This is a genomic window from Micromonospora sp. LZ34, from assembly GCF_052981855.1.
Genome location: NZ_JBRIQN010000034.1, coordinates 1 through 20,222 on the forward strand (window position 1 = coordinate 1; position 20,222 = coordinate 20,222).

Consider the following 20,222-nt stretch of genomic DNA (forward strand, 5'->3'; position numbering starts at 1 on the left):
CTGGACTCGCTCTCACTGCTGATGAAGGGCGAACACCTCACCCCCGGGACCCGATGGCGCGGGATCCCCGCCCAAGGCGTGCTCACCCGCGACCCCGTCGACCAACAGGCGGCCTGATACCGCACGCACGGCCGGGGCTCGCACTGAACTCTTCACGGCTGACCGGAGCGGGCCGCCCGCTGCGCTCCAGCAAGATCCCGTCCATTCTCCACTCACCGAGAGGAAAAACCGCTCAATGAACAAGGCACTGCTGGTTTCCGACGCCGCTCACTTCCGGGTCGACTACGAAATCAACCCCTACATGCACACCGACGTGCAGCCCGACCAGGCAGCAGCGGTGGCCGAGCACGAGACAATCATCGTCGCGCACCTCACGGCGGGCCGCCGCATCGAGTACCTGCCGTCCGCACCCGAGTGCCCGGACATGGTCTTCACCGCGAACGCCGCAGTGGTACGGGGCGACCGGGCCGTCCTCGGCGCACCCCCGCCGGAGCGCAAGGCCGAAATGCCGTACTTCCAGGAGTGGCTGATCAACCACGACTACGAGGTCCTGGAAGCGCCCTACCCCTTCAGCGGCCAAGGCGACGCCCTGGCCTGCGGCGACCTGCTCCTCGCCGGCTACGGACAGCGGACCGACCGGCGGATCCACGCCGTACTCGCCCGGGAGTTGGACTACCAGGTGGTGCCGCTGCGGACGGTCAGCCCGCGGTGGTACGACCTCGACCTGGCAGTCGGGGTCGTCCAGCCCGGGCGGACCCTCGCCTACTGCCCCGAAGCCCTCGACGACCCCAGCCGCCACCGGCTGCGCGGACTCGGCATGGACCTCATCGAGGTCGACGTCGAGGAGGCCGCCCGCTTCGCGCTCAACCTCATCAGCGACGGCACCACCGTGACCATGACCAAAGGCGCCCCCCGGCTGGCCGCCGTGCTGCGCGCCCGCGGCCTGCAGGTCGTCGAACTCGACACCACCGAACTCGCCAAGGGCGGGGGCGGGGTGCGCTGCACCGCGCTGACCCTCGACAACCCACTGCCGGCCGCGGCCTGACGGTCCGCTCGCCACTAACCCAGTCGGTGACGCTGGTCTACCGGGGGCCGCGGCTCTACCGGGGGCCGCGGCGCTGCCCGCCCGCCCCGCCCGCCGCCGAACGGCTAGGCACCGATCTCCGCTCCAACCTTTCTTGATTGACACTGCGATGAGGCCATGACATCGACCATTTACCGCAGCCGTAAAGCCCTCGAAGGGGCCGGCGACCCTCCCGCCGCGACGACGACGAGCCTGCCGGCACAGCGATCCCGGCTGCTCGGCGTGGACGCAGCCCGGGGAGTCGCGCTGTTCGGCATGATCGCCGTGCACTCGCTGTACGTAGCTGACGAGGCGGGACGACCGACCTGGTCGTTCACGATCTTCCAGGGCCGGGCGGCTGCCCTGTTCGCGGTGCTGGCCGGGGTCGGTATCGCGTTCATCACCGGTCGACGCCGGGTCCGCCGGACCGATGGGTTGGGCCCCATTGCTGGGCTCGTCGTCCGGGCCCTGGTCATCGGCGCGATCGGCTTGGCACTGGGTTACACCGACGCGTCCATGGCGTCGGTGATCCTGCCCTACTACGCGGTGATGTTCCTGATGGCGGTCCCGCTGGTGTTCCTGCCAACCTGGCTGGTGGCGTTCACCGGCCTGGCCGTGGCCGCCGGCGCTCCCGCGCTCCGCCAGATCCTGCTGCCGCATTTGCCGGAACCGACCTACCAGAACCCGGCATTCCCACATCTCATCCAAGACCCCGGCTCGCTCATCATCGAGCTCTCGATGACGGGGATATACCCGGCGGTGGCGTGGCTGGCGTACCTGTGTGCCGGCTTGGTGATCGGACGACTGGCCCTCACCAGGATCAAAGTGGTCCTCTCGCTGCTGGTGACCGGAGTGGCATTCGCCGTCGCGGCGCCGGTGGCGTCGTGGGTCCTGCTCAACCGGTACGAGGGCCTGCGGCAGATTTGGTTCACCCAGCCGAAGAGCGGGCTCAACGCGGCCGAGACAACGGCACTCCTCACGTTCGGTGGGGACGGCAGCACGCCCACCTCGACGTGGTGGTGGCTCGCGGTCGACGCGCCGCACACCAGCACGCCACTCGACCTACTCGGCACCACCGGAAGCGCCATGGCCCTGCTCGCCGTCCTGCTGCTCACCGGCCACGTCGCACGGCCCTTCCCGCGACGGGCCATCTCCGTGCTGCTGGTGCCCCTGGCCGCGGCCGGCAGCATGACGCTGACGCTCTACACCGCGCACATCATGTTCATCAACTCCGAACTCGACACCTTCGAGGCCATGACCGGATACCTCTGGCAGATCCTGGCCATCCTGCTGGTCGCGATCCCATGGTGGGCCTACGCGGGTCGTGGCCCGCTGGAAGCGCTCGTGGCGATGCTGTCCCGCGGCGCCCGCCGACTGGCCACCGGACAGGCCCGGACAACGCATGTCGGTCTATCGATGTATCCCCGAGCGGCACCGCGCTCACGCGGCTACTCGGCTCACCCGCATACCACCAACTGGCGTGGCTGGCGGGCGGAGGAGTGACGCTGTGACGGTCATGTCTAGCAGCCGCCCCACCTGTGTCGCCACCGCTGCCCGCCTTCAGGGCGCGGACCTGCTGATCCGCGCCAAGGCCAACCGCCGGCTGCCGATACTGCGCCGCCTGAGCGACGGCTCATGGCTGACCCGAATCGGCGCCCTGACGATCAGGGTCGTCGAAGCCCGGATCAGCATCACCACCACCGCCGGCACCCGCACCGGCGACTACCGGCTGCTGACCACATTGCTCGACCCACACGCTCACCCGACCGCCGACCTGATCCGGCTCTACCACGAACGCTGGGAAATCGAGACCGCCCTACCTCGAACTCAAATCCTCAATCCTGGCCGGACGGGTGCTGCGCGCCCGAACCCCCGACGGCGTCGACCAGGAAATCCACGCCCTGCTCATCGTCTACCAACTGCTGCTCACCGCCATGGTCGACGCCACCGACAGCCAGCCCGACATCGATCCCGACCAGGCCAGCTTCACCACCGCCCTGACCACCGCCCGTGACCAGGTCGTCCACGCCGCCGGCGTCATCGCCGACACCGACATCGACCTGGTCGGCGTCATCGGCAGCCACGTCCTGAACAACCTCCTACCCGAACGCAGGGTCCGAGTAAAAGCCCGCATGATCAAACGCTCGAAAGCAAGTACCAGGCCCGCGGCCCAAACATCGACCGGCGCAGCTACAAAGCCACCACCAGCATCGACATATCAGCGCTCACCCTTGACAACCACCACCCGCGCCTAACGCGACACGCCAGCCGCACCGTCGCGCTGCCAAAGGATCTGACAAACCCCATCCACGGGAGGCGTGGTGGTCGTAGCCGGCGCTCGCCGGGTACGAGTGTGGTTACACGTCACGTGGTTGGACTCGACGCCACCGCCGGTCACCCAATGGTCTGGGCCATCGTCGGAGTAGCACAGGGTGCTGTCGGAGGCACGGCCGTCACCGCCGTCCCAAAACTGCCCAGCCCGGCCGCCTGAATCTCAGGTCACCTGGCGGCGTGTGCGGGCGTGGGTCGGTGCTGGTGTGTCTGGTGGTCGCCTCGGTCGGGCTGATCTGCGTGGTCGGCGTGGAACAGCGCCTCGGCGAGCAGTGCCCGTACGTGGGGGTCGGCCGCCGAGTAGTGAACGAAGGTGCCTTCCCGTCGCCCCTTGACGAGACCGGCGAGGCGCAGCTTGGCCAAGTGCTGACTCACGGCGGTCGGGGCGGCTCCGACCAGTTCCGCCAGGCAGGCAACCGATGACTCACCCTGGAGCAGGGCCCAGAGGATCTTGATCCGCGTCGGGTCGGCGAGCAGCCGGAACCCTTCGGCGGCCAAATGGACCTGCTCCTCGTTGGGCATCTGGAAGTCGGACAGTGAGGTGTGCACGGAGCCCACCATAACGCTGAACCACAGCAGTCGTCTGCCTAGCTGATTGCTTACCTTCGCGACTACGCAGGTATGGTGGTTCCTCGTGACCACCTCGACGCTGTCCTCGGCCCCTGCCATCGCCGGACGCGCTCCCCCGCCGGGTCTCGTGGCCCGGTTCCGGGCGCTTGCCGAGGTGCGGTGGGCCCTCATCGCCACCGTGTTGTTCGCAGTCGGCGGTGTCGCCCAGCTGCTGGGTGCGCCCGCCCTGGTGTGGTGGGCGCTGTACCTGGCCTGCTACGCCGCCGGCGGCTGGGAACCGGCGCTCACCGCCCTGCGGGCGCTGCGCGAACGCACCCTGGACGTCGATCTGCTGATGATCGTGGCAGCGATCGGCGCGGCGAGCATCGGGCAGGTGTTCGACGGGGCGCTGCTGATCGTCATCTTCGCCACCTCCGGCGCGTTGGAAGCGGTCGCAACCGCCCGTACCGCCGACTCGGTCCGGGCCCTGCTCGACCTGGCTCCCGAACGCGCGACCAGGCTGCTGCCCGAGGGCGGTGAGGAGATCGTCGACACGGCGGACTTGGCCGTGGACGACCTGATCCGCGTCCGGCCCGGGGAACGGATCGGCGCTGACGCGCTCGTGCTGGACGGAGCCAGCGACGTCGACCAGGCCACCATCACCGGCGAGCCGCTGCCGGTGGCGAAGACGGCCGGAGATGAAGTGTTCGCCGGCACCCTCAACGGGACCGGATCACTCGTCGCCCGCGTGCACCGGCCCGCCGGCGAGTCGGTGATCGCCCGCATCGTCGCGCTGGTCGAGGAAGCCTCGGCCACCAAGGCGAAGACGCAACTGTTCATCGAGAAGGTCGAGCAGCGCTACTCCGTGGCGGTGGTGGTGGCGACGCTGGCCCTGTTCGGTATCCCGCTCGCCTTCGGCGCCGAATTGCAGCCAACCCTGCTGCGCGCCATGACCTTCATGATCGTCGCCTCGCCCAGCGCGGTGGTACTAGCGACGATGCCGCCGCTGTTGTCCGCCATCGCGCTCGCCGGTCGTCGCGGGGTGTTGGTCAAGTCCGCCGTGGTCATGGAACAACTGGCCGACACGAACCTGGTGGCCTTCGACAAGACCGGCACCCTCACCAAGGGAACCCCACGTGTCATCGAGATCCACACCGCCGCCGGCGTCGACGCCACGCAGCTGCTTCGGCTCGCTGCCGGGGCGGAGAACCCCAGCGAACATCCCCTCGCGGCCGCCGTCGTGACCGCCGCACGAGATCGGGGACTGTTGATCCCGGAAGCCCACGACTTCAGCTCCGCCCCGGGCCACGGCGTGTCCGCCCTCGTCGATGGCAAGCGGGTCACCGTCGGCAGCCCCACCCTGCTCGACCAGCTCCGCGAGTATGAGCACGCTGCCGAGGTTCGACGGGCTGTGGCCCAGGCCCAGGCCGACGGCTGCACCGCCGTGGTCGTAGCCGTCGACAACCGCCCGTGCGGCGTCCTTGCCCTCGCTGACGACATCCGCCCCCGGGCCGCCGCCACCGTCGAATCCCTCACGGCCCTCACCAGCAGACGACCCGTCCTACTCACCGGCGACAACGCTGGAGCAGCACAACGACTCGCGGCCGAAGCAGGCATCACCGACACCCACGCGGGCCTGCTGCCGGCCGGCAAGGTCGACCTGGTCCGCGACCTCCAAGCCCAAGGACATCGGGTACTGCTCGTCGGCGACGGGGTCAACGACGCCCCTGCCCTGGCCACCGCCGACCTGGGCGTTGCAATGGGCCGGCACGGCTCCGACCTCGCCCTGCAAACCGCTGACGCTGTCCTCGTCCGCGACGACCTCGCCACCCTGCCCGCCGTTATCGCCCTATCCCGGCGAGCCCGCCGCGTGGTCAAGGCCAACCTCGCGATCGCAGCCACCTTCATCGTCGTACTGGTGACCTGGGACCTCGTGGGCCACCTGCCCCTACCCCTGGGCGTCGCCGGCCACGAGGGCTCCACCATCATCGTGGCCCTCAACGGCCTGCGACTCCTGCGGCAATCCACGTGGCAGCAAGGAACAACTGCGACGACCGCGCACCCCTTGCCAGTCCTCGACAACGGCACCGCCCCGAGGGACTGACGATGGCCTGGCTTGCGCTGCTGCTCTAGCTGCTGGGACTGCTGCTCGCTTTCGGCTGGCGTACCGTCACCCAATGGATCGCGCAGGCGAACCGGCCTACGCCTCGACGCAGGCCGGCCCGGCACCTTGCCCGGTGGGCCAGCTGCTGTTCATCGCGGCCGTTGTGCTCGGCTTCGCGAGGCCGGCCGCTGCCCCCGCCGGCCTGCCACCACTGCACCGGCCTCAACCACGACACCCTGCACATGGTCGGCCTGATCCTCACCGCCGTCGGCATCCCCGCCACGCTCGCCGCCCAGCTGGCCATGGGCACCTCCTGGCGCGTCGGCGTAGACCCGGGCGAACACACCGCCCTGATAACCAACGGCCCATTCGCACTCGCCCGCAACCCCATCTTCACCGCCATGGCGGCAACCACCCTCGGCCTGACCCTCATGGTGCCCAGCACTGTGGCACTGGCGGGGTGGCTCATCCTGGCCCTGGCGCTGCAACTGCAAGTCCGAGCCGTAGAGGAGCCATACCTGATCGCTGCCCAGGTGACGCCTACCGGCGCTCTGCGGCCAACATCAGACGCTTCCTCCCCGAGCTGAGCCGGCCACCCCGCCAGACTCAGACGGTCAGACGTTACGACACCGGCTCTCTCCTACCGGCAACCCGCAGATCAACCGGGTGCTACAAATCATGGCCACAGTCCAGCTACGCAACCCCACGGAGGGACGCGCCTCCTGCGACCCGGCTGGTGTCCCTGGGGGTGTTCCACCCGAGTTCGGTCGGCTGGGCGTCGGTGGCGCGCCCATCGCCCGAGGCAGAGGAACCGTTCCACCAGGCCGCGGTCGTCAAGTCGTCGCACCACTTGCGAAAGCCGTGGGAGAGTGGCGTTGGCGCACGGGGGGCAGCGCGGTCATCCCCAGCGTCCGCTCGGGCGCTTTGGACAGCATCGCGAGTACGCAGTATTACTCGACATGGGTCAGGTCCGCGTCGCGGGGCAGCTGGGAGTCCAGCACGCCCTGTCAACCACTGCGTGCTCAGCTTCTTACTTGAAGCGTCAAACAATCGTGAAAGGAAGAGCCTCATGGCACGCATCTCGATCATCGGCACCGGGAACATGGGCCAGGCCATCTCCGCCGTTGTCACCAAGGGCGACAACACCGTCGAGTTGTTCGGCAAGAACGACACCGACAAGCCGGTCACCGGCGACATCGTCGTGCTCGCCGTGCCTTACCCCGCCGTGGACCAGGTGCTGGCCCAGCGCGCCGGCCAGCTCGACAACAAGATTGTCATCGACATCACCAACCCACTGAACTTCGAGACCTTCGACTCCCTGACCGTTCCCGCCGACTCCTCGGCCGCCGCGGAGATCGCCGCGAAGCTCCCAACCTCGCGGGTACTCAAGGCGTTCAACACCACCTTCGCCGGCACCCTCGCCGCAGGAACCGTCGGCCCGCTCACCACCACCGTGCTGATCGCCGGCGACGACGCCGACGCCAAGGCCAGCCTCGCCGGCGTGGTCACAGCCGGCGGGCTGAAGGCGATCGACGTTGGCTCCCTCAAGCGCGCCCGGGAGATGGAGGCCCTCGGCTTTCTGCAAATCAGCCTCGCCGCGAACGAGAAGGTCACCTGGACCGGGGGCTTCGGCATCGTCAACTGACCCTCCCCCTACACACCGTAGTGCCGAGCCTGCTGGTTGGCGCTCGTGTTGGAATGACCATTATGGCTACGACCAGCCCGCCCATAGTGACAATTATTGGTACACCCGTGACGACCGTTGGCTCCGCCAACGGCGAAGGCCCCCCGGCAGGTCTGGGCCATCGCGTCCTTCGTACTGGGGGTACTGCGTCTTCTTGTGGCACCACAACCACTCGGGCATGTCACATGCATCAACCGGCGACACCGGCTACGGAGCATCAGACGCCCTTGCGCTGAATAGCTACTCAGTCACCAGCACGTTTCTGAAGGCAGCGGCCGCGGGCAGCTTGCGCTGGTCAATGCGTCCGGCGAGTTCCTCGGAGCGGGGTGCCCACAGGTTGGCATGAACGCGCATGTTCAGGTGGGGGATCGGGGTTGGGTCCCAGCCGACGCGCTCATGGACCACCCTGCCGTCTACCAGCCACGTCACCCGGTCTGCGCGCCAGTCGATAGCGTATCGATGGAAGTCCTCGGTGGCGTCGAAGCCGAGATCGATTCGGCAGGGCGAGCCGCGGTAGCCGAAGTCCATGGCGGTACCGTCGTCGCCCGGATTGAAGTACACGTTGACCAGCATTCGCCGGGGATCGGCGCCCACGAACTCGATGTCGATCTCCTGCCGTGGTGTGTCGCGATGCAGGAAGAATCCGGTGATGAGGCCCGCGCCTGGTGCCGCCCTTATTTCTGCCTCAAAGCGCCCATGCAGGAACGAGCGTACGGATGCGAACGCCCCAGAGCGGTACCGTCGCGGTCCACTTTCGATAGCGTCAATCACTAGATGCGCGCCCTCGTCGCTGTGCTGGAGACCTTCCCGCGCGAACGACGCTAGGTTGCCCGGGAAAGTCTCAGTGAGACCAGGGAACGATGTCGACGCCTCTGTCATGGAGGCCTCCGCAATGGAGGGGCCTGCCGTGGGAACGGAACGGCGCGGGACCTGCGTCGGCCGCCATCCGCTCGACGCTGGAAGGACCCAGGGCGAATCGTCCATCGCGAGGTTGTCCTGCCGTAGCCGCGCCCTGGGCACGAGTCGCGCGGTCGGGCGTTGGTCTCGGAACAGGCGGAAGGCTCTTGGAGTTCCGGTGGGGAAGGGTTCGACGGGCTCGACAAGGCCCAGCACGCCACAGAGGGCCGCCCACGATCCGCCTGAGGAATCACGAGGTGCCAGAACCGCCGAGCGGGACGGGGGCAGCCGGTCTAGCTCCAAACCCGCTGGTATCGGCGCGTTCGCCTCAAGGAGAATGACTGAACGCTCGTTCGCTACGGTAGCGGCAAGCGCGCTAGGAACGAGCGGAACGTTGACAAGAGCGTCGAAGATTTTCCATGCGTCGGCCAGTTCTCGCTCGTGCATCGGTTGCTCGTCGCCGTCGAACGCGCGAACGCGCAACCCGAGTATCGACAGCGCCATGGCGAGGCTTTCCCGCTCCCCGCCCCCGGTCCACGCCAGCACTGGGCCGAGGCTCGATGGGGCGGGAGGCTTGGCTGCGTGACCCGAATCGACGATCCCAGCGCGGGCCAGGTACGGCAGGACCGAGTAGGCATTGTCCGACGCTCCGTCATGCCTCTGCGCTATCGCGGGCGAAGAGAGTGCCAGCGCACCGATTTCTGCAAACCGATAGTTCATCCATAGGTCGACGGGTCCGACCACGGGCATTGCGCGAAGGAGGGCTGTCGCTCCCTCGCGCGAAAGCACGTAACCCGAGAGGAACCAGAGTCCGCGCGCAGGTCGAAAGAGGATGTCGCAAGCATCGTCGCGTGCCGCGGTTCCGCCGGCGTCTGAGTAGGATAGGTAGAGCAGCTTCGGTCCGCCTTCGGCTGTGCACCGCTCGAGGGCGGCGCGCCAGCCGCGATCAATAGCGGCTGGGGCACCAGGTTTGAACCAAACGTCGTCCTCTAGGACGAGCACGTAGTCCTCGTTCCCCGTCGCGACGGCTTTCCAGACCTCCACGTGCGACCGCGCCACCGCAACTTCCTGCCGCGACATCCGCACCGGCTCGTCCTCGCCGAAGCACTCTGCAAGTCGGGCGTCGGGTTGCACGTACAACTGATCGCCGATTCGGTACATCGCGTCCACGTCAACGGTCGCCGCTACGGCGCGTCCGTCCCGCGCATCGACTGCTGCGAGCCGCCGTGTGATCGATGTCAAGGGAACGCCTTCGGATGTCCGGAACCGGCCTAGCTCTTTGGTCACGCGCCGCCATCGTCCCGGCTGCCTGTCCAGGTTGACGACGATGATGGCCTTAATTTGGTCTGTGTTCCCACCAAAAGCCCGAACTCTGCCACCCGGTACAAGCGCGGCCACAGAGCGCCACGTGCGGAACGCTAGCTTTCGCATTGGACTGGTGAATTTGTTGATGTTCATTGAGGGGCCTTCAGCACTCCATGTTGCGCCAGTTGCGGGTGTCGCCGCGGTATGCGAGGTCCCAGCGCGGCTCCGCGACTTCCTCCCAGTGCAGGAGCAACTCGAAGTCCGGCGTGGCGCCCCTGATCTGTGATTCGCGGGCGTGCGCGGCTAGGACAGCGGTGAGGTTCCCGGGGCCAGTCGTCGCCTGGATCTCCGGCGTTGGCTCGTCTCCAAGCAGCGAATCGGTCGCACGCGCGAGCGCACGCCGGAGGACCGGATGACCGGCGGGTGCGGCGATCGGGTTGTTGTTGACATAAAAGATGCGGCCGGCGGTCGGCATGTCGGTTCGTCGCAGTTCAGACCCCGACACCATTCCGCCGGCAGTTATGTCATAGCACAGTGGGTGGACCTTTAGCGTGCCATCGCGGAAGAGGTCGTTCCAGCCATCGCCAAGCAGTACGTCGTCGGCATCGACGTAAAGGCCGCCCTCCGCGAGCACGAAACACATGCGTAGGTAGTCGCTGCGCATTGCGGGATGCCTGCATCGTGCAAACGCGGCAAGCTCCCGGGGGCCATACCACTCCTCGATGTAGGCCGCTGCCGAGGCGTCGTCGAACATTCGAAACGAGAAACCTTCGTCGCGCAGCGCGTCCCAACTCTTCAAGCACTCACGGACGTCCGGTGGCACGTCACACGGATCGTGCCAAAACCGCACCAGAGTTCTGGGTATCCACCCCGCGCGATTGGGACGTCCGCATCTCGATGGGTCTCGAACGCTTCGTAGTTGACGCAACGTCAATTGTCGAATGAAGTCAGAACGCAGACCGTCGTCCTCTTCGAAGCCTGGCGGGTAGGAATCCGTTGCCGAGGCTTCTAGCCGAGGGCGGTCTGCCGCGGGAGCGTCATCGGGTGCTGGCGAGTTCAAAGGCTTCGCTGGATCGCGCCTCGTCGGTTTCACCTACCGCCATCTTTCCGATATGCCATGTAACGCTCGGAACTCCGGAGGAGATACGCACGCCCCTCGACTACAAACCCGTCCAGTCCGTGATCCGCGGTGTAGGTATCGAGGTCCGACAGATTGTTGATGAATCCCTTCCCGTTGAAGTTGAGAGACGTGTTGCACAGGACTCCGTATCCGGTACGCGCCTTGAAGGCATGGAGCAGCTCGTAGAGTTCTGGGTTCGTGCTCGGGCTTACAGTTTGGAGTCGGGCCGTGCCGTTCACGTGCGTTACTGCGGCAAGCGCATCCGTGTTGGCTCGGAAGGTGTATAGCATGAACGGGCTTTCGCGATCACAGCCGAACCATCTCGCCGCATCATCTTCTAGACAGACAGGGGCAATTGGCCGGAACTGCTCGCGTTGCTTGATCTCGTTCAGGCGCACCCTCGTGCTGTCTTCGAAAGGCGCGGCGAGAATGGACCTGTTGCCGAGGGCACGAGGTCCGATCTCGTACCTGCCGTTGACCCAACCGAGGATCAGGCCGCTACTGAGCATGTGGGCGACCTCCTCGTGACTCGCGTCTCGGACGTCGTAGCGACCGGGGATGACGGACGAATCCATCCTGAAAGGCAGCCCGGAATATACGTCCCATTTGATCTTTGCGTTCCCGGTGAAGTGGAGTTGAGCGTCGATCGCGGTCCCGATTGCCGAGCCGGAGTCGTTGGCAACGGGTGGCACGAAGACCTCAGGGAAAATGTCCGCCTCCCTCCACTTCGAGTTCCAGTCACAGTTCAGGCCGCAACCTCCAGCGATGACCAAAGGCAGATTCCTGCGCAAGTTCACCTTCGCGAAGCGGTAGAAGGTGTCGAAGATTCTGTCGCTAAAAATGCCCGCAAAGTTGCGGAACTCTATGTCATCCGTGCCTACGTTGTAGTACGCGGAAGACTCCAGCCGGTCATAGAGATCAAGCTGAACGTGCTCCGAAGATAGGAGGAAGGCCATCAGGTCTTCCTCCTCAGCGGTGGGCGTGTCCCTTCTTGAAAAAGAGGCGAGCGCCATCAGCTTTCCCGCATCGGAGAAGCGGGAGAAAGACGCGTTCTTTGGAAAGGTTGGATCTGCCAATCCGTAGATCGAGGCGTATCGGTCCCCCGGTTCGCTCATCACGTCGGCGATCAACGTTATGTTCATCTCTGAATCGATCTCATAGAATGCGCCGATCGTCCCCTCCCACACCAGGGCATAGCAAGGTGAGCCCTGGGGGAAGGGTGACATGCCAAATCCGCAGAGCAGGTGCGACCTTTCATGAGAAGAGGAGAAGAACGGAACCGTTTTCCCGAGTAAGCGGCGATGTTCCACGGTGATTCCGTCTTTAACGATGCCGCGATATCCAACATGCGACATTGACCCGGTCGGGCGCGCCTCGCGCGGCCACCAACCTCCAGTGCACACCACGTCGGGCGCTTGCTCCAGTCGTCCGAAAGCGTCGAGCATGTCGCGACTCGAGACTGGCGTGTACCGGTAGTTGGAGTCCTTCTCTGCTTCGACAGAAGAGACGAGGTAGCCGTCGCGAAGGTGGACGACGGCTCCGTCATGACCCGGGTTGTACGACATGATCTCCACGCTTACGTGGCCCTTCTCGTTCGGCATGCCTGACGACGCCCGGGACGAGGTCCGCCGCTGGCGCATCCCAACTTCTCGCGCGGCGGTGGCTACGCAATCTGTCAGTGACTCTCTCCCGAAGCAGCCTCGTGCTCGTGATCAAATGCAACTTACCCGGTTCTCCGCCCCGCAGCAGACCCGCGTTCCAGCGAGGCGAAGCCGACGACCCGACGGAGTCGCTACCGCCTTCGAAACCCTGCTCACCGATCGGTTGCGGATGCTTGATTCCAACGACCCTCACATCTAAGGCGGCCCGCAGAGATCAACTTGCTAGCGCGTCCTGCGTCGACGACGACTGTCACATGCACGGCCGAGTTGCTGGCCCGCGGCCACGGGTCATTGGGCGGGCACTGCACCATGCCGAGATCAGCGGACTGGAGGTCGCCGTCACGATCGCTCACCTGTCCGCCGCGCGAATCCCACCCGATGCGGTGGTAATCGATATCGGCTGCTCAATCCTGAGGCCGAGGAGAGGGCGTACCAGCAGGCAGGGCAGTTATTCAAGACGCTGCATGCCGCCGGACCGCCCCGCATCGAACCGGATGCGCCGACCTGCGCTGCACACACGAGGCGTACCCATGCCCGCCAGCACGCGACGCCCACCGCGCCCGCGAGACCGCCACCCGACCGGCCCTGCCCGCTCACCGCCGAGCTCAGGTCACCGCACCGGCCACCGCCGCACCGTCCTCCGGCTGGTTTCGGACCTCCCGGTCAGCGATATCGCCGCAGCAGCCCCTGCCATCACCGCAAGCCGCCTGCGTCCGACCAGCCACCCAGCCAACCGGCGGCCAGTCTTTCACTGCCACCTACCTGCGGCGAGAACGGCTGGGCAAGCGCCGAGCTCACCACCCACAACCCGACGTGTCACAGGGGGCGGCGGCGCCCGATGGCGACGCTCCCTGCCGCTTTCCGAAGGCAGACATCATGAGCCCTGTCATCGACCCCTGTGACGAACCCGTCGAAGCAGGTCCTGGCCACGCTCTCAGCGTCGGGGACCCGGTCCTACATGAACAACCCACCCACGACCACCACCAGCAGGACGAGGCCCACCCTTGCACTTCGAGATGGGGTCCCTGAGGGCACGGCTGGTACCAGTGAGGGCTCTACGGCCGACAATCCATCGGGTCCAGGCGACTGTTGCGCTGAGGGCTCAGGCGGACCGGGCATCTGCGGCACGGCATCTCCAGTGAGAGGGCGTACCGCGATTGTCGCCGCCGCTGCGGCCCCGCGCGCTCCGTCGAACAGCGGAACCATCAGCCCCACAACGGCACGCGCGTCCGTCGAACGCCTACTGCGGCGGGCCAGCCGAGTCCATGAACTCGATATGGCTATTGATCCACCTCAGCGGTAAGGGTTGGATCGCCGTCCTGCCATGCCACTGGCGCCGGTGACCGGTCGTGCTGTGCCGGCATTCGCCCGGGCTGGCTCAACCCAGGGCGAAACAGCTCAGGCGACCAGGAATCGGGTCGGCTCGCCCAGCACCATGGCGGCCCGGTCCAGGTCCGCCAGTCGGGCCGCCAGGGTCGCCGTGGCAAGCCGTGTCGGCACGGCGGCGTTGAATTTGAGGCCGACCAGCGCCTTCTCGTCGACCTCCGGCAGGCACAGCCGATCAGCGGCGTCCGCCGTCAGCGACCGCCAGGCTCGTCGGGTCACGTCTTCCCGGAGTCGGATGCTGCAGTCGTCGAACCTCTCCACCGGGTCGACGACCTCGCCGAGGGTCGCGGTCAGGGTGGCGTTCGCCCGGAAGCCGGCCCAGGTCCACCAGCGCAGGTCGCCGTCCTTCTCCCGCACGATGATCGTTCCGCCCGGATGCACGAGGTGCGCTTTGTCGGCACGTACCTCGGCGAGTCGGGCCGCCGCCCGGCGGGTGATGGCGACGGGCGGGTCCGTACCGAGCAGGACATCCCGCATGGCACGGTTCAGCTCGAAGCCCAGGTAGGCCCAGCCGCTGCCCCGCCAGCGGGCTCGTCCGCCCCCGTCCGCGGGCTCCACGAAGCACCGCCGCCGACGCCAGTCGATGTAGGTGACGCGCCAGCTACGGCCGCCCAGGAGCAGCCGGCGGTCACCTCGGACCTCCTCGGTGAGCAGGCTCGGGTCGATCCGGCCGAGCTCGTTCCGGCCGGTCATCACGGTGAATTCCGGGGGCCCGGTGAAGACCGCGGTCAGGTCCATGAAGTGCCGGCGACCGAAGCGCTGCTCTGCGGCGGGGCCGATGAACAGCATCCCGCCGTCCTGGTCGAGGTAGCCGTGCTCCACGAGGTGACGGACGATCGGACGGGCACTCTCCCCAAAGGGCGGCAGCCCGTTCCACGCCTGCGTCCACAGTTGGTCGCCGACCCGATGCTCTTGCAAACAGAGCGCGAGCACCTGCTGAGCCACGATGTGCCGCGGCTCGGGCGGCGCGCTCACCGGCTCCACCCAGCCCCGGCTCCAGAGCAGCAGAAGCGCCGCCGCCTCCGTCAGCGCTTCGCCGTCGAGGGTCAGGAAGAGGCAGTTGCGGCTGCCCCCCGGGCGCCGGCCGGTGCGGCCGAGGCGTTGGAGGAACGACGCCACCGTGGCCGGCGCGTCAATCTGGATCACCCGGTCCAGGTCGCCCACGTCGATGCCCAGCTCGAGGGTGCTGGTGGAGACGATGACGCAGTCCCGGGCTTCGCTGAATGCCTGCTCGGCGCGGCGGCGCTCGTCGGCGGAGAGCGACGCGTGGGAGAGGAAGGTGGTGACTCCTTTCTCCCGCAGCAGTTGACCGAGTTCTTCGACGGTCTGCCGGGACTCGCAAAAGACAAGGCGCTTCTCGCCGCCGTGTAACCCGGCGATCACCGTCGCGGCATTCGCCAACGAGCCGACGTAGTCCAGCTCGATGTCGCCGGGCGGCGGGCGATCGACCACCGCGACCGCATCGGGGGCCACCACCTGCGCCAGCCGGCTGCCCGCGCCCGATCCCTGCAGCCACGTGAGCAGTTGCCCGGGGTTGCCGACGGTGGCGGACAGTCCGATCCGCTGTAGGGGTCGGCCCGCCACCCGGGTCAGCCTTTCCAGCACGGCCAGCAGATGCCAGCCTCGATCGTCACCGGCGAAGGCGTGCACCTCGTCAACGACGACGGCCTGCAGGTCCGCGAAGAACAGCCGGTGGTCGACCTTCGTGCTGACCAGCATGGATTCCAACGACTCGGGGGTGGTGAGCAGGATGTCGGGCCGTTCGAAGAGCACCGCCCGGCGGCGGGAGGCGCTGACGTCGCCGTGCCAGACGGCGGCGCGTCGTCCGAGCCAGCCGGCGTACCGCTCGATCCGGGGCTGGAGGTTGTTGAGCAACGCCTTCAGCGGGGCGAGGTAGAGCACCGAGGCACCCGTCCACCGCTGTTCCGCCATCCGGCTCAGCAGCGGAAAGAGCGCCGCCTCCGTCTTGCCCCCGGCGGTCGGGGCGAGGAGCAGGGCATCCAGACCGCCGCGTACCGGCGCGACAGCGGCTCGCTGCATCGGGCGCAGATCGCGCCAGCCCAGGGTGTTGACCACGTGATACAGCACGACCGGGTCGAGGTCGGGCGGCATGTCAGATCGGCAGTTCGATGTCGTCGGCCGAGGCGGCGGCATTGCGTTCGAGCTCGGTCAACTCGTCGGCCCGCAGGGTCAGCTCGTAATGCTGCCGTGGGTCCCAGTCCGCGAACTGATCGACCCGGTCGAACACGTCCGCGACCAGCTTCTTCAGGTAGATGCGGGGGGCGACGCCGACCTGACCGCCGAGCGCGCCGGTGACGGCTCGGGCCAGCGTTGCGAGGTAGTCGTCGTCCACCCGGGACTCGACCGCGGGGCTCGCGTAGATCGCGCGCACCCGCTGACCGAGTTCGACGAGCGCGTCCGTCGTGAAGCCCGGCAGCCGCAGCTGCGTGGCGCGTGGGTTGTCCCAGCGGGTCTCCGGTCCGAAGTCGGTGGCGAGCCGCTGGGCGAGCGGCGCGAGCCGTTGCACTCCCTGCGGCCCGTCGAAGAAGGCCGGTGTGCCAGTGATCAGAACCATGAGCCCCGGGAAGCGGTCCGCGTGCACCTCGTCGATGAGTTGACGCAGCGAGTTGAGCGCCTTGTCCCGCGCGTCGGAGCGCACCCGTTGCAGCGTCTCGACCTCGTCGAGCACGAGCAGCAGCCCCTGGTGCCCGCTGTCGCGCAGGACGGTCAGCAGTCCGCGCACGAAGCTCAGCGCCGCGTAGTGGTCGAGGTCCCCCTTCACCCCGGCGACCCGACGCGCGGAGGCGGCGACGTGTGGCTGACCGCCCAGCCAGGCGGCGAGGCCGTCGGCGGTGCGGTGGTCCCCGCCGGCGGTGGCGGCCCGGTAGCCGCGGAGCGCCGCCGCGAAGCCGGGAGTGCTGCGGGAAATCTCGCCGAGCCGGCGCTCCAGCAGGTCGCCGACCGCCCGGTCGAGCGCCTCCGCGTCGTCCTCGGCGATCGCACCGTCGGCGAGGGCGTCCTCTTCCAAGGCGAAGATCCAGCCGTCGAGTACGGGCCGGAACGCGCTGGGCGCGAACTGCTCGGTGCTGAGGTGCTCGACCAGCCGTCGGTAGACGCTCTCCATCCGGTGCAGGGGGGTCTCCAGCTCGGAGATTTGCACCTCGGCGGCGGCGAACCCGCGTCGCTTGGCCCGCTCGGCCAGCCAGCGGGTGAAGAAGGTCTTGCCGGCGCCGTACTCGCCGCGGACGGCCTTGAACACGCTGCCTCCGCCAGCGACCCGGTCGAGGTCGTCGTCGAGAGCGACGGCGAACCGGTCCAGCCCGACCGCGAGCGCGTCGAGCCCGTTGCTCGGGACGACGCCACGGCGCAGCGCGTCGACGATGTCTCGTCGGCGGCGGGCGGAAATCTCGACGGTCACCGCGGCTCCAGCTCGAACTGCTCGATCAGCAACGCCCGGTTGAGGTGGACGGTACGCCCGTCGGGGTCGAGGGTGATGACGGGATAGCCCTCGACCTGGAGCAGTCGACGCAGCGCGGCGACCGTGCCGGTGATGCGGTGCGCCGGTACCCCGGCCCGGGCGGCGAGGGTGTCGAGGGTCGCCCGGTTGCCGCCGGCGAGCAGGGTGCCCAACAGTGCGGCGACCCGCTCGTCGGCCAGCGGCACCCGGGGGTCACGCCTTTGGGCGTAGCGTTCGCTGGCGAGCAGGGCCGTCACCAGGTCCGGGACAGCCGGGGCGGGCGGCGGTGCCGCCGACGGCACAGCGGTCACCGGCGCAAGGTCGAACAGGCTCTCGGCCTGCGGCTCGGCCGGGCGCCGGGGTCGGTGGCGCGTCGGCGGAGCCGAGTCGGACGGCGCTGCTGGAGTCTCCGTCAGCGGCTCCCGCCACCAGTCCGGGCTGGCCACCGGCGCGCCCGTCCATCCTGGTACGGCCTGGTCGTCACCGGCGGTCAAAACGAGTAGCGGGATGACGGCCTCCGCCGGTGCGGCGCCGCCGTGGTAGCCGGCCTTGCGCGGCCCGTACCGCACCTCTTCCCGCCAGGGCAGGATGACGGAGCCGCCGCCGAGCGCCACCCGGCTGCCGCTCACCGCGATCTCGGCGTCACCGGCCGGGCCGCTGGCCGGCCGCCAGCGGTTCTCACTGCTGTCGCTGGGCAGGACAAGGGAATCCGGCCCCCGATCGACGACGTGGCCATGGTCGGAGACCAGGATGACGATCCGGTCGGCTGCCGAGCCCAACAGGTCACCGACGGCGGTGATGGTGTCCTCGCCCCAGACCGTGGTGCCCGGGTCGCTCCGGTCGAGGGCGTCGTCGATCGTGTTGACCACGGCGGCGACCACGGGGATCGAAGGGTCGCCGAGCGCGGCCAGCACCTCGGGGTCCAGCGAAGCGCCGGCGCCGGCTCGCAGCGCCTTCTTGTGCAGCAGCCGCGCGGTGGGCCACCGCTTCGTGAACGCCTTCAGTTCGGGCTGCTGGCCCCCGGTGGTGATCCGTCCGCTGAGCAGGCTGCACCGGCTGGCCTCGGTGACCGTGGGCAGGGCGGCCAGTACGCCGGTGCGAGGTCCGCCGTTGGGAGTGACTTCCAGCCAGGTGCCGTTTCGGGTGACCGATTCGGCCAGTTCGGTGGCCGCGGCAACACCCATCCCGTCGAGCACGAGCAGCAGCACCCGGCGACCGTGGTCGAGGATCGGCTGGACCACCCGGTCGAGCACGTCCTCGACCCGCAGCAGCGCACCCGGCTCGGCCTCGGCGCTGGTCGCGGCGGCGAGCAGGCTGGCGAACTGCTGGTCGTGCCGGGACCGGCGGACGTCCACGGCCCGGTGCAGCAGCTGGTACGCCTCGGCGACCTGCGGATCGGGATCGCCGGTGAAGACGTCGAGCCGGGCGCGGTCGACCCACCCGTCCTGTCGGACCTGCCAGTGCAGCGCGTCGAGCAGGGTCGCCGGTGCGGGGCCGTCAGTGGTGTGCAGCCAGCGCAGCAGCCGGACGGCCATCCGCGCGGTCTCCACCCGGCGCGGTTCGGCGGCCCGGTGCGCTTCCACGGTGGCGAGCGCCGACTGCGCCCGGGTCACCGCGGCCGGCGGCACCGACCCGCCGGCCGGCACGGCGAGCCGCACGGCGTCGGCGAAGGTTCGCAGCCGCTGGACGAATCCGCTGGGCAGGACGGTGGAGGCAACGAGCAGGCCGGTGATGCCGATTTCGGCGGCGATCGCCTCGGCCCGCCGCAGCATCCGCATCGCCTCGGCCCGGCCGTCGTGGCCGGAGTCAACGGTCCGGTAGACCCACGCTTCGGCGGCCTGGTGCAGCGCCTCCGCCTGTTGGGGGGAGATCCGCAGCCCACCGAACCTGGGCTCCAGCCGCGTACGGCCCACGACGGCCTCCACCTCGGCCGCGCCGCCGGTGGGCCAAAGTAGCCCGGCCAGCAGCCCGAGCGGGATGACGTCCACCCCGTGCCCGGCCCGGACGGCTGCCATGATCGGGACAGCGGCCGGGCCTGCGGTGCTCGTCAGGTATGCCGTGATCCCCTCGGCCTCAGCGTCGGGCAGGGTGGTGAACCGGAGTTGGCGGCGGGCTTCGGTGCTCCACTGCACCAGGCCGCTGTCGTCCAGCTCGGCCGGTGGCAGGCCGAGCAGCTCCGCGGCGAGGCTGCGCAGCGCATGGTCCCGGGTGAGGATTGCGCCCGGCGGTGCCGGCCAGCCATCCGACGGAGCGTGATCGGTCAGCGCGTTCGCGACCCAACGCCCGACCCGGACCAGCGTGGGATCGAGGTCCCTCACCCCGCCGAACACCTGCCGGACCAGGTCCCACGGGTCGATCTTGCGGACTCTCTGCATGCTGAGGTGGGCGAGGAGCCCGTCACCCAGCTCGCTGTCGGTCAGCTCGGTCAGCAGCACCAGCCGTTCGCCGTCGGCCCGGTCGTGCAGGGCGGCGCGGGCGGCGAGCGGCGTGGGGCACGGCACCACTCGGACTTGGGTGCCGTCGACGGTGAGCACCGGCTCGGCCGGCCACTCGGGGCGGGCCGTCAACGCGATCGCGTCGGCCCGGTCGCCCTCGGCCAGCCACGCCTCGACCTTGCGGCGGACCGCGTCGGGCTGCGCGGCGCTGACCGGCGCGCTCACGATTC

At 68.3% G+C, this 20,222-nt stretch carries 13 protein-coding genes; 5 read left to right on the forward strand and 8 right to left on the reverse strand.

Translation table 11 applies throughout. The features are described from left to right. Positions 1-235 precede the first annotated feature (235 nt). Complete coding sequence (locus ACVCAH_RS27625; protein ID WP_447139145.1) at positions 236-1,045, forward strand: dimethylarginine dimethylaminohydrolase family protein; 810 nt, start codon at positions 236-238, stop codon at positions 1,043-1,045. A 156-nt stretch (positions 1,046-1,201) separates the two neighbouring features. After that, positions 1,202-2,566 (forward strand): heparan-alpha-glucosaminide N-acetyltransferase domain-containing protein, encoded by a 1,365-nt coding sequence (locus ACVCAH_RS27630; protein WP_447139146.1) that lies wholly within the window; start codon positions 1,202-1,204, stop codon positions 2,564-2,566. Between the two features lie 332 nt (positions 2,567-2,898). Here the strand turns inward: ACVCAH_RS27630 and ACVCAH_RS27635 are convergent, their stop codons facing one another. After that, positions 2,899-3,147, reverse strand: a complete 249-nt coding sequence (locus tag ACVCAH_RS27635; RefSeq protein WP_447139147.1) for a hypothetical protein — start codon at positions 3,145-3,147, stop codon at positions 2,899-2,901. Positions 3,148-3,562: 415 nt separating this feature from the next. Then, the gene (locus tag ACVCAH_RS27640) at positions 3,563-3,943 is read right to left on the reverse strand and encodes an ArsR/SmtB family transcription factor (RefSeq protein WP_447139148.1); all 381 of its coding nucleotides are present in this window, start codon (positions 3,941-3,943) and stop codon (positions 3,563-3,565) included. A gap of 85 nt (positions 3,944-4,028) precedes the next feature. Between ACVCAH_RS27640 and ACVCAH_RS27645 the strand changes: the two genes are divergently transcribed. The 3 genes from ACVCAH_RS27645 to ACVCAH_RS27655 all read left to right on the forward strand — a co-directional run bounded on the left by ACVCAH_RS27645 (position 4,029) and on the right by ACVCAH_RS27655 (position 7,692). Then, positions 4,029-6,047, forward strand: a complete 2,019-nt coding sequence (locus ACVCAH_RS27645) for a heavy metal translocating P-type ATPase (RefSeq protein WP_447139149.1) — start codon at positions 4,029-4,031, stop codon at positions 6,045-6,047. Positions 6,048-6,289: 242 nt separating this feature from the next. Next, complete coding sequence (locus ACVCAH_RS27650) at positions 6,290-6,634, forward strand: methyltransferase family protein (protein WP_447139150.1); 345 nt, start codon at positions 6,290-6,292, stop codon at positions 6,632-6,634. A gap of 431 nt (positions 6,635-7,065) precedes the next feature. Further along, a complete protein-coding gene (locus tag ACVCAH_RS27655; RefSeq protein ID WP_447139151.1) occupies positions 7,066-7,692 on the forward strand; it encodes an NADPH-dependent F420 reductase in 627 nt (208 codons plus the stop codon). A gap of 279 nt (positions 7,693-7,971) precedes the next feature. Here the strand turns inward: ACVCAH_RS27655 and ACVCAH_RS27660 are convergent, their stop codons facing one another. The 6 genes from ACVCAH_RS27660 to pglZ form a co-directional block, all read right to left on the reverse strand. Beyond that, the gene (locus tag ACVCAH_RS27660; protein WP_447139152.1) at positions 7,972-9,915 is read right to left on the reverse strand and encodes a family 16 glycosylhydrolase; all 1,944 of its coding nucleotides are present in this window, start codon (positions 9,913-9,915) and stop codon (positions 7,972-7,974) included. Positions 9,916-10,096: 181 nt separating this feature from the next. Continuing rightward, positions 10,097-10,687: a glycosyltransferase gene (locus tag ACVCAH_RS27665; RefSeq protein WP_447139153.1), complete on the reverse strand. Its 591-nt coding sequence runs from the start codon at positions 10,685-10,687 to the stop codon at positions 10,097-10,099. A gap of 335 nt (positions 10,688-11,022) precedes the next feature. Next, complete coding sequence (locus ACVCAH_RS27670; protein WP_447139154.1) at positions 11,023-12,654, reverse strand: carbamoyltransferase C-terminal domain-containing protein; 1,632 nt, start codon at positions 12,652-12,654, stop codon at positions 11,023-11,025. Between the two features lie 1,458 nt (positions 12,655-14,112). Next, on the reverse strand, positions 14,113-16,212 hold the full coding sequence (locus ACVCAH_RS27675; protein WP_447139155.1) for a DEAD/DEAH box helicase: 2,100 nt from the start codon (positions 16,210-16,212) through the stop codon (positions 14,113-14,115). Between the two features lies 1 nt (position 16,213). Then, positions 16,214-17,518 carry a BREX system ATP-binding protein BrxD gene (gene brxD, locus ACVCAH_RS27680; RefSeq protein ID WP_447139156.1) on the reverse strand — a complete coding sequence of 435 codons (1,305 nt, stop codon included), beginning with the start codon at positions 17,516-17,518 and terminating at the stop codon, positions 16,214-16,216. Continuing rightward, positions 17,515-20,217: a BREX-2 system phosphatase PglZ gene (pglZ, locus tag ACVCAH_RS27685; protein WP_447139157.1), complete on the reverse strand. Its 2,703-nt coding sequence runs from the start codon at positions 20,215-20,217 to the stop codon at positions 17,515-17,517. Before pglZ ends, brxD begins: the two co-directional genes overlap by 4 nt. Between the last annotated feature and the right edge of the window lie 5 nt (positions 20,218-20,222).

Excerpts from the sequence above, each read along its gene's own strand:
- ACVCAH_RS27665 (WP_447139153.1), bottom strand. The coding sequence starts at position 10,687 with ATGTTCGACGACGCCTCGGCAGCGGCCTACATCGAGGAGTGGTATGGC.
- ACVCAH_RS27650 (WP_447139150.1), top strand. The coding sequence starts at position 6,290 with ATGGTCGGCCTGATCCTCACCGCCGTCGGCATCCCCGCCACGCTCGCC.
- ACVCAH_RS27670 (WP_447139154.1), bottom strand. The coding sequence starts at position 12,654 with ATGCCGAACGAGAAGGGCCACGTAAGCGTGGAGATCATGTCGTACAAC.
- ACVCAH_RS27625 (WP_447139145.1), top strand. The coding sequence starts at position 236 with ATGAACAAGGCACTGCTGGTTTCCGACGCCGCTCACTTCCGGGTCGAC.
- ACVCAH_RS27675 (WP_447139155.1), bottom strand. The coding sequence starts at position 16,212 with ATGCCGCCCGACCTCGACCCGGTCGTGCTGTATCACGTGGTCAACACC.
- ACVCAH_RS27630 (WP_447139146.1), top strand. The coding sequence starts at position 1,202 with ATGACATCGACCATTTACCGCAGCCGTAAAGCCCTCGAAGGGGCCGGC.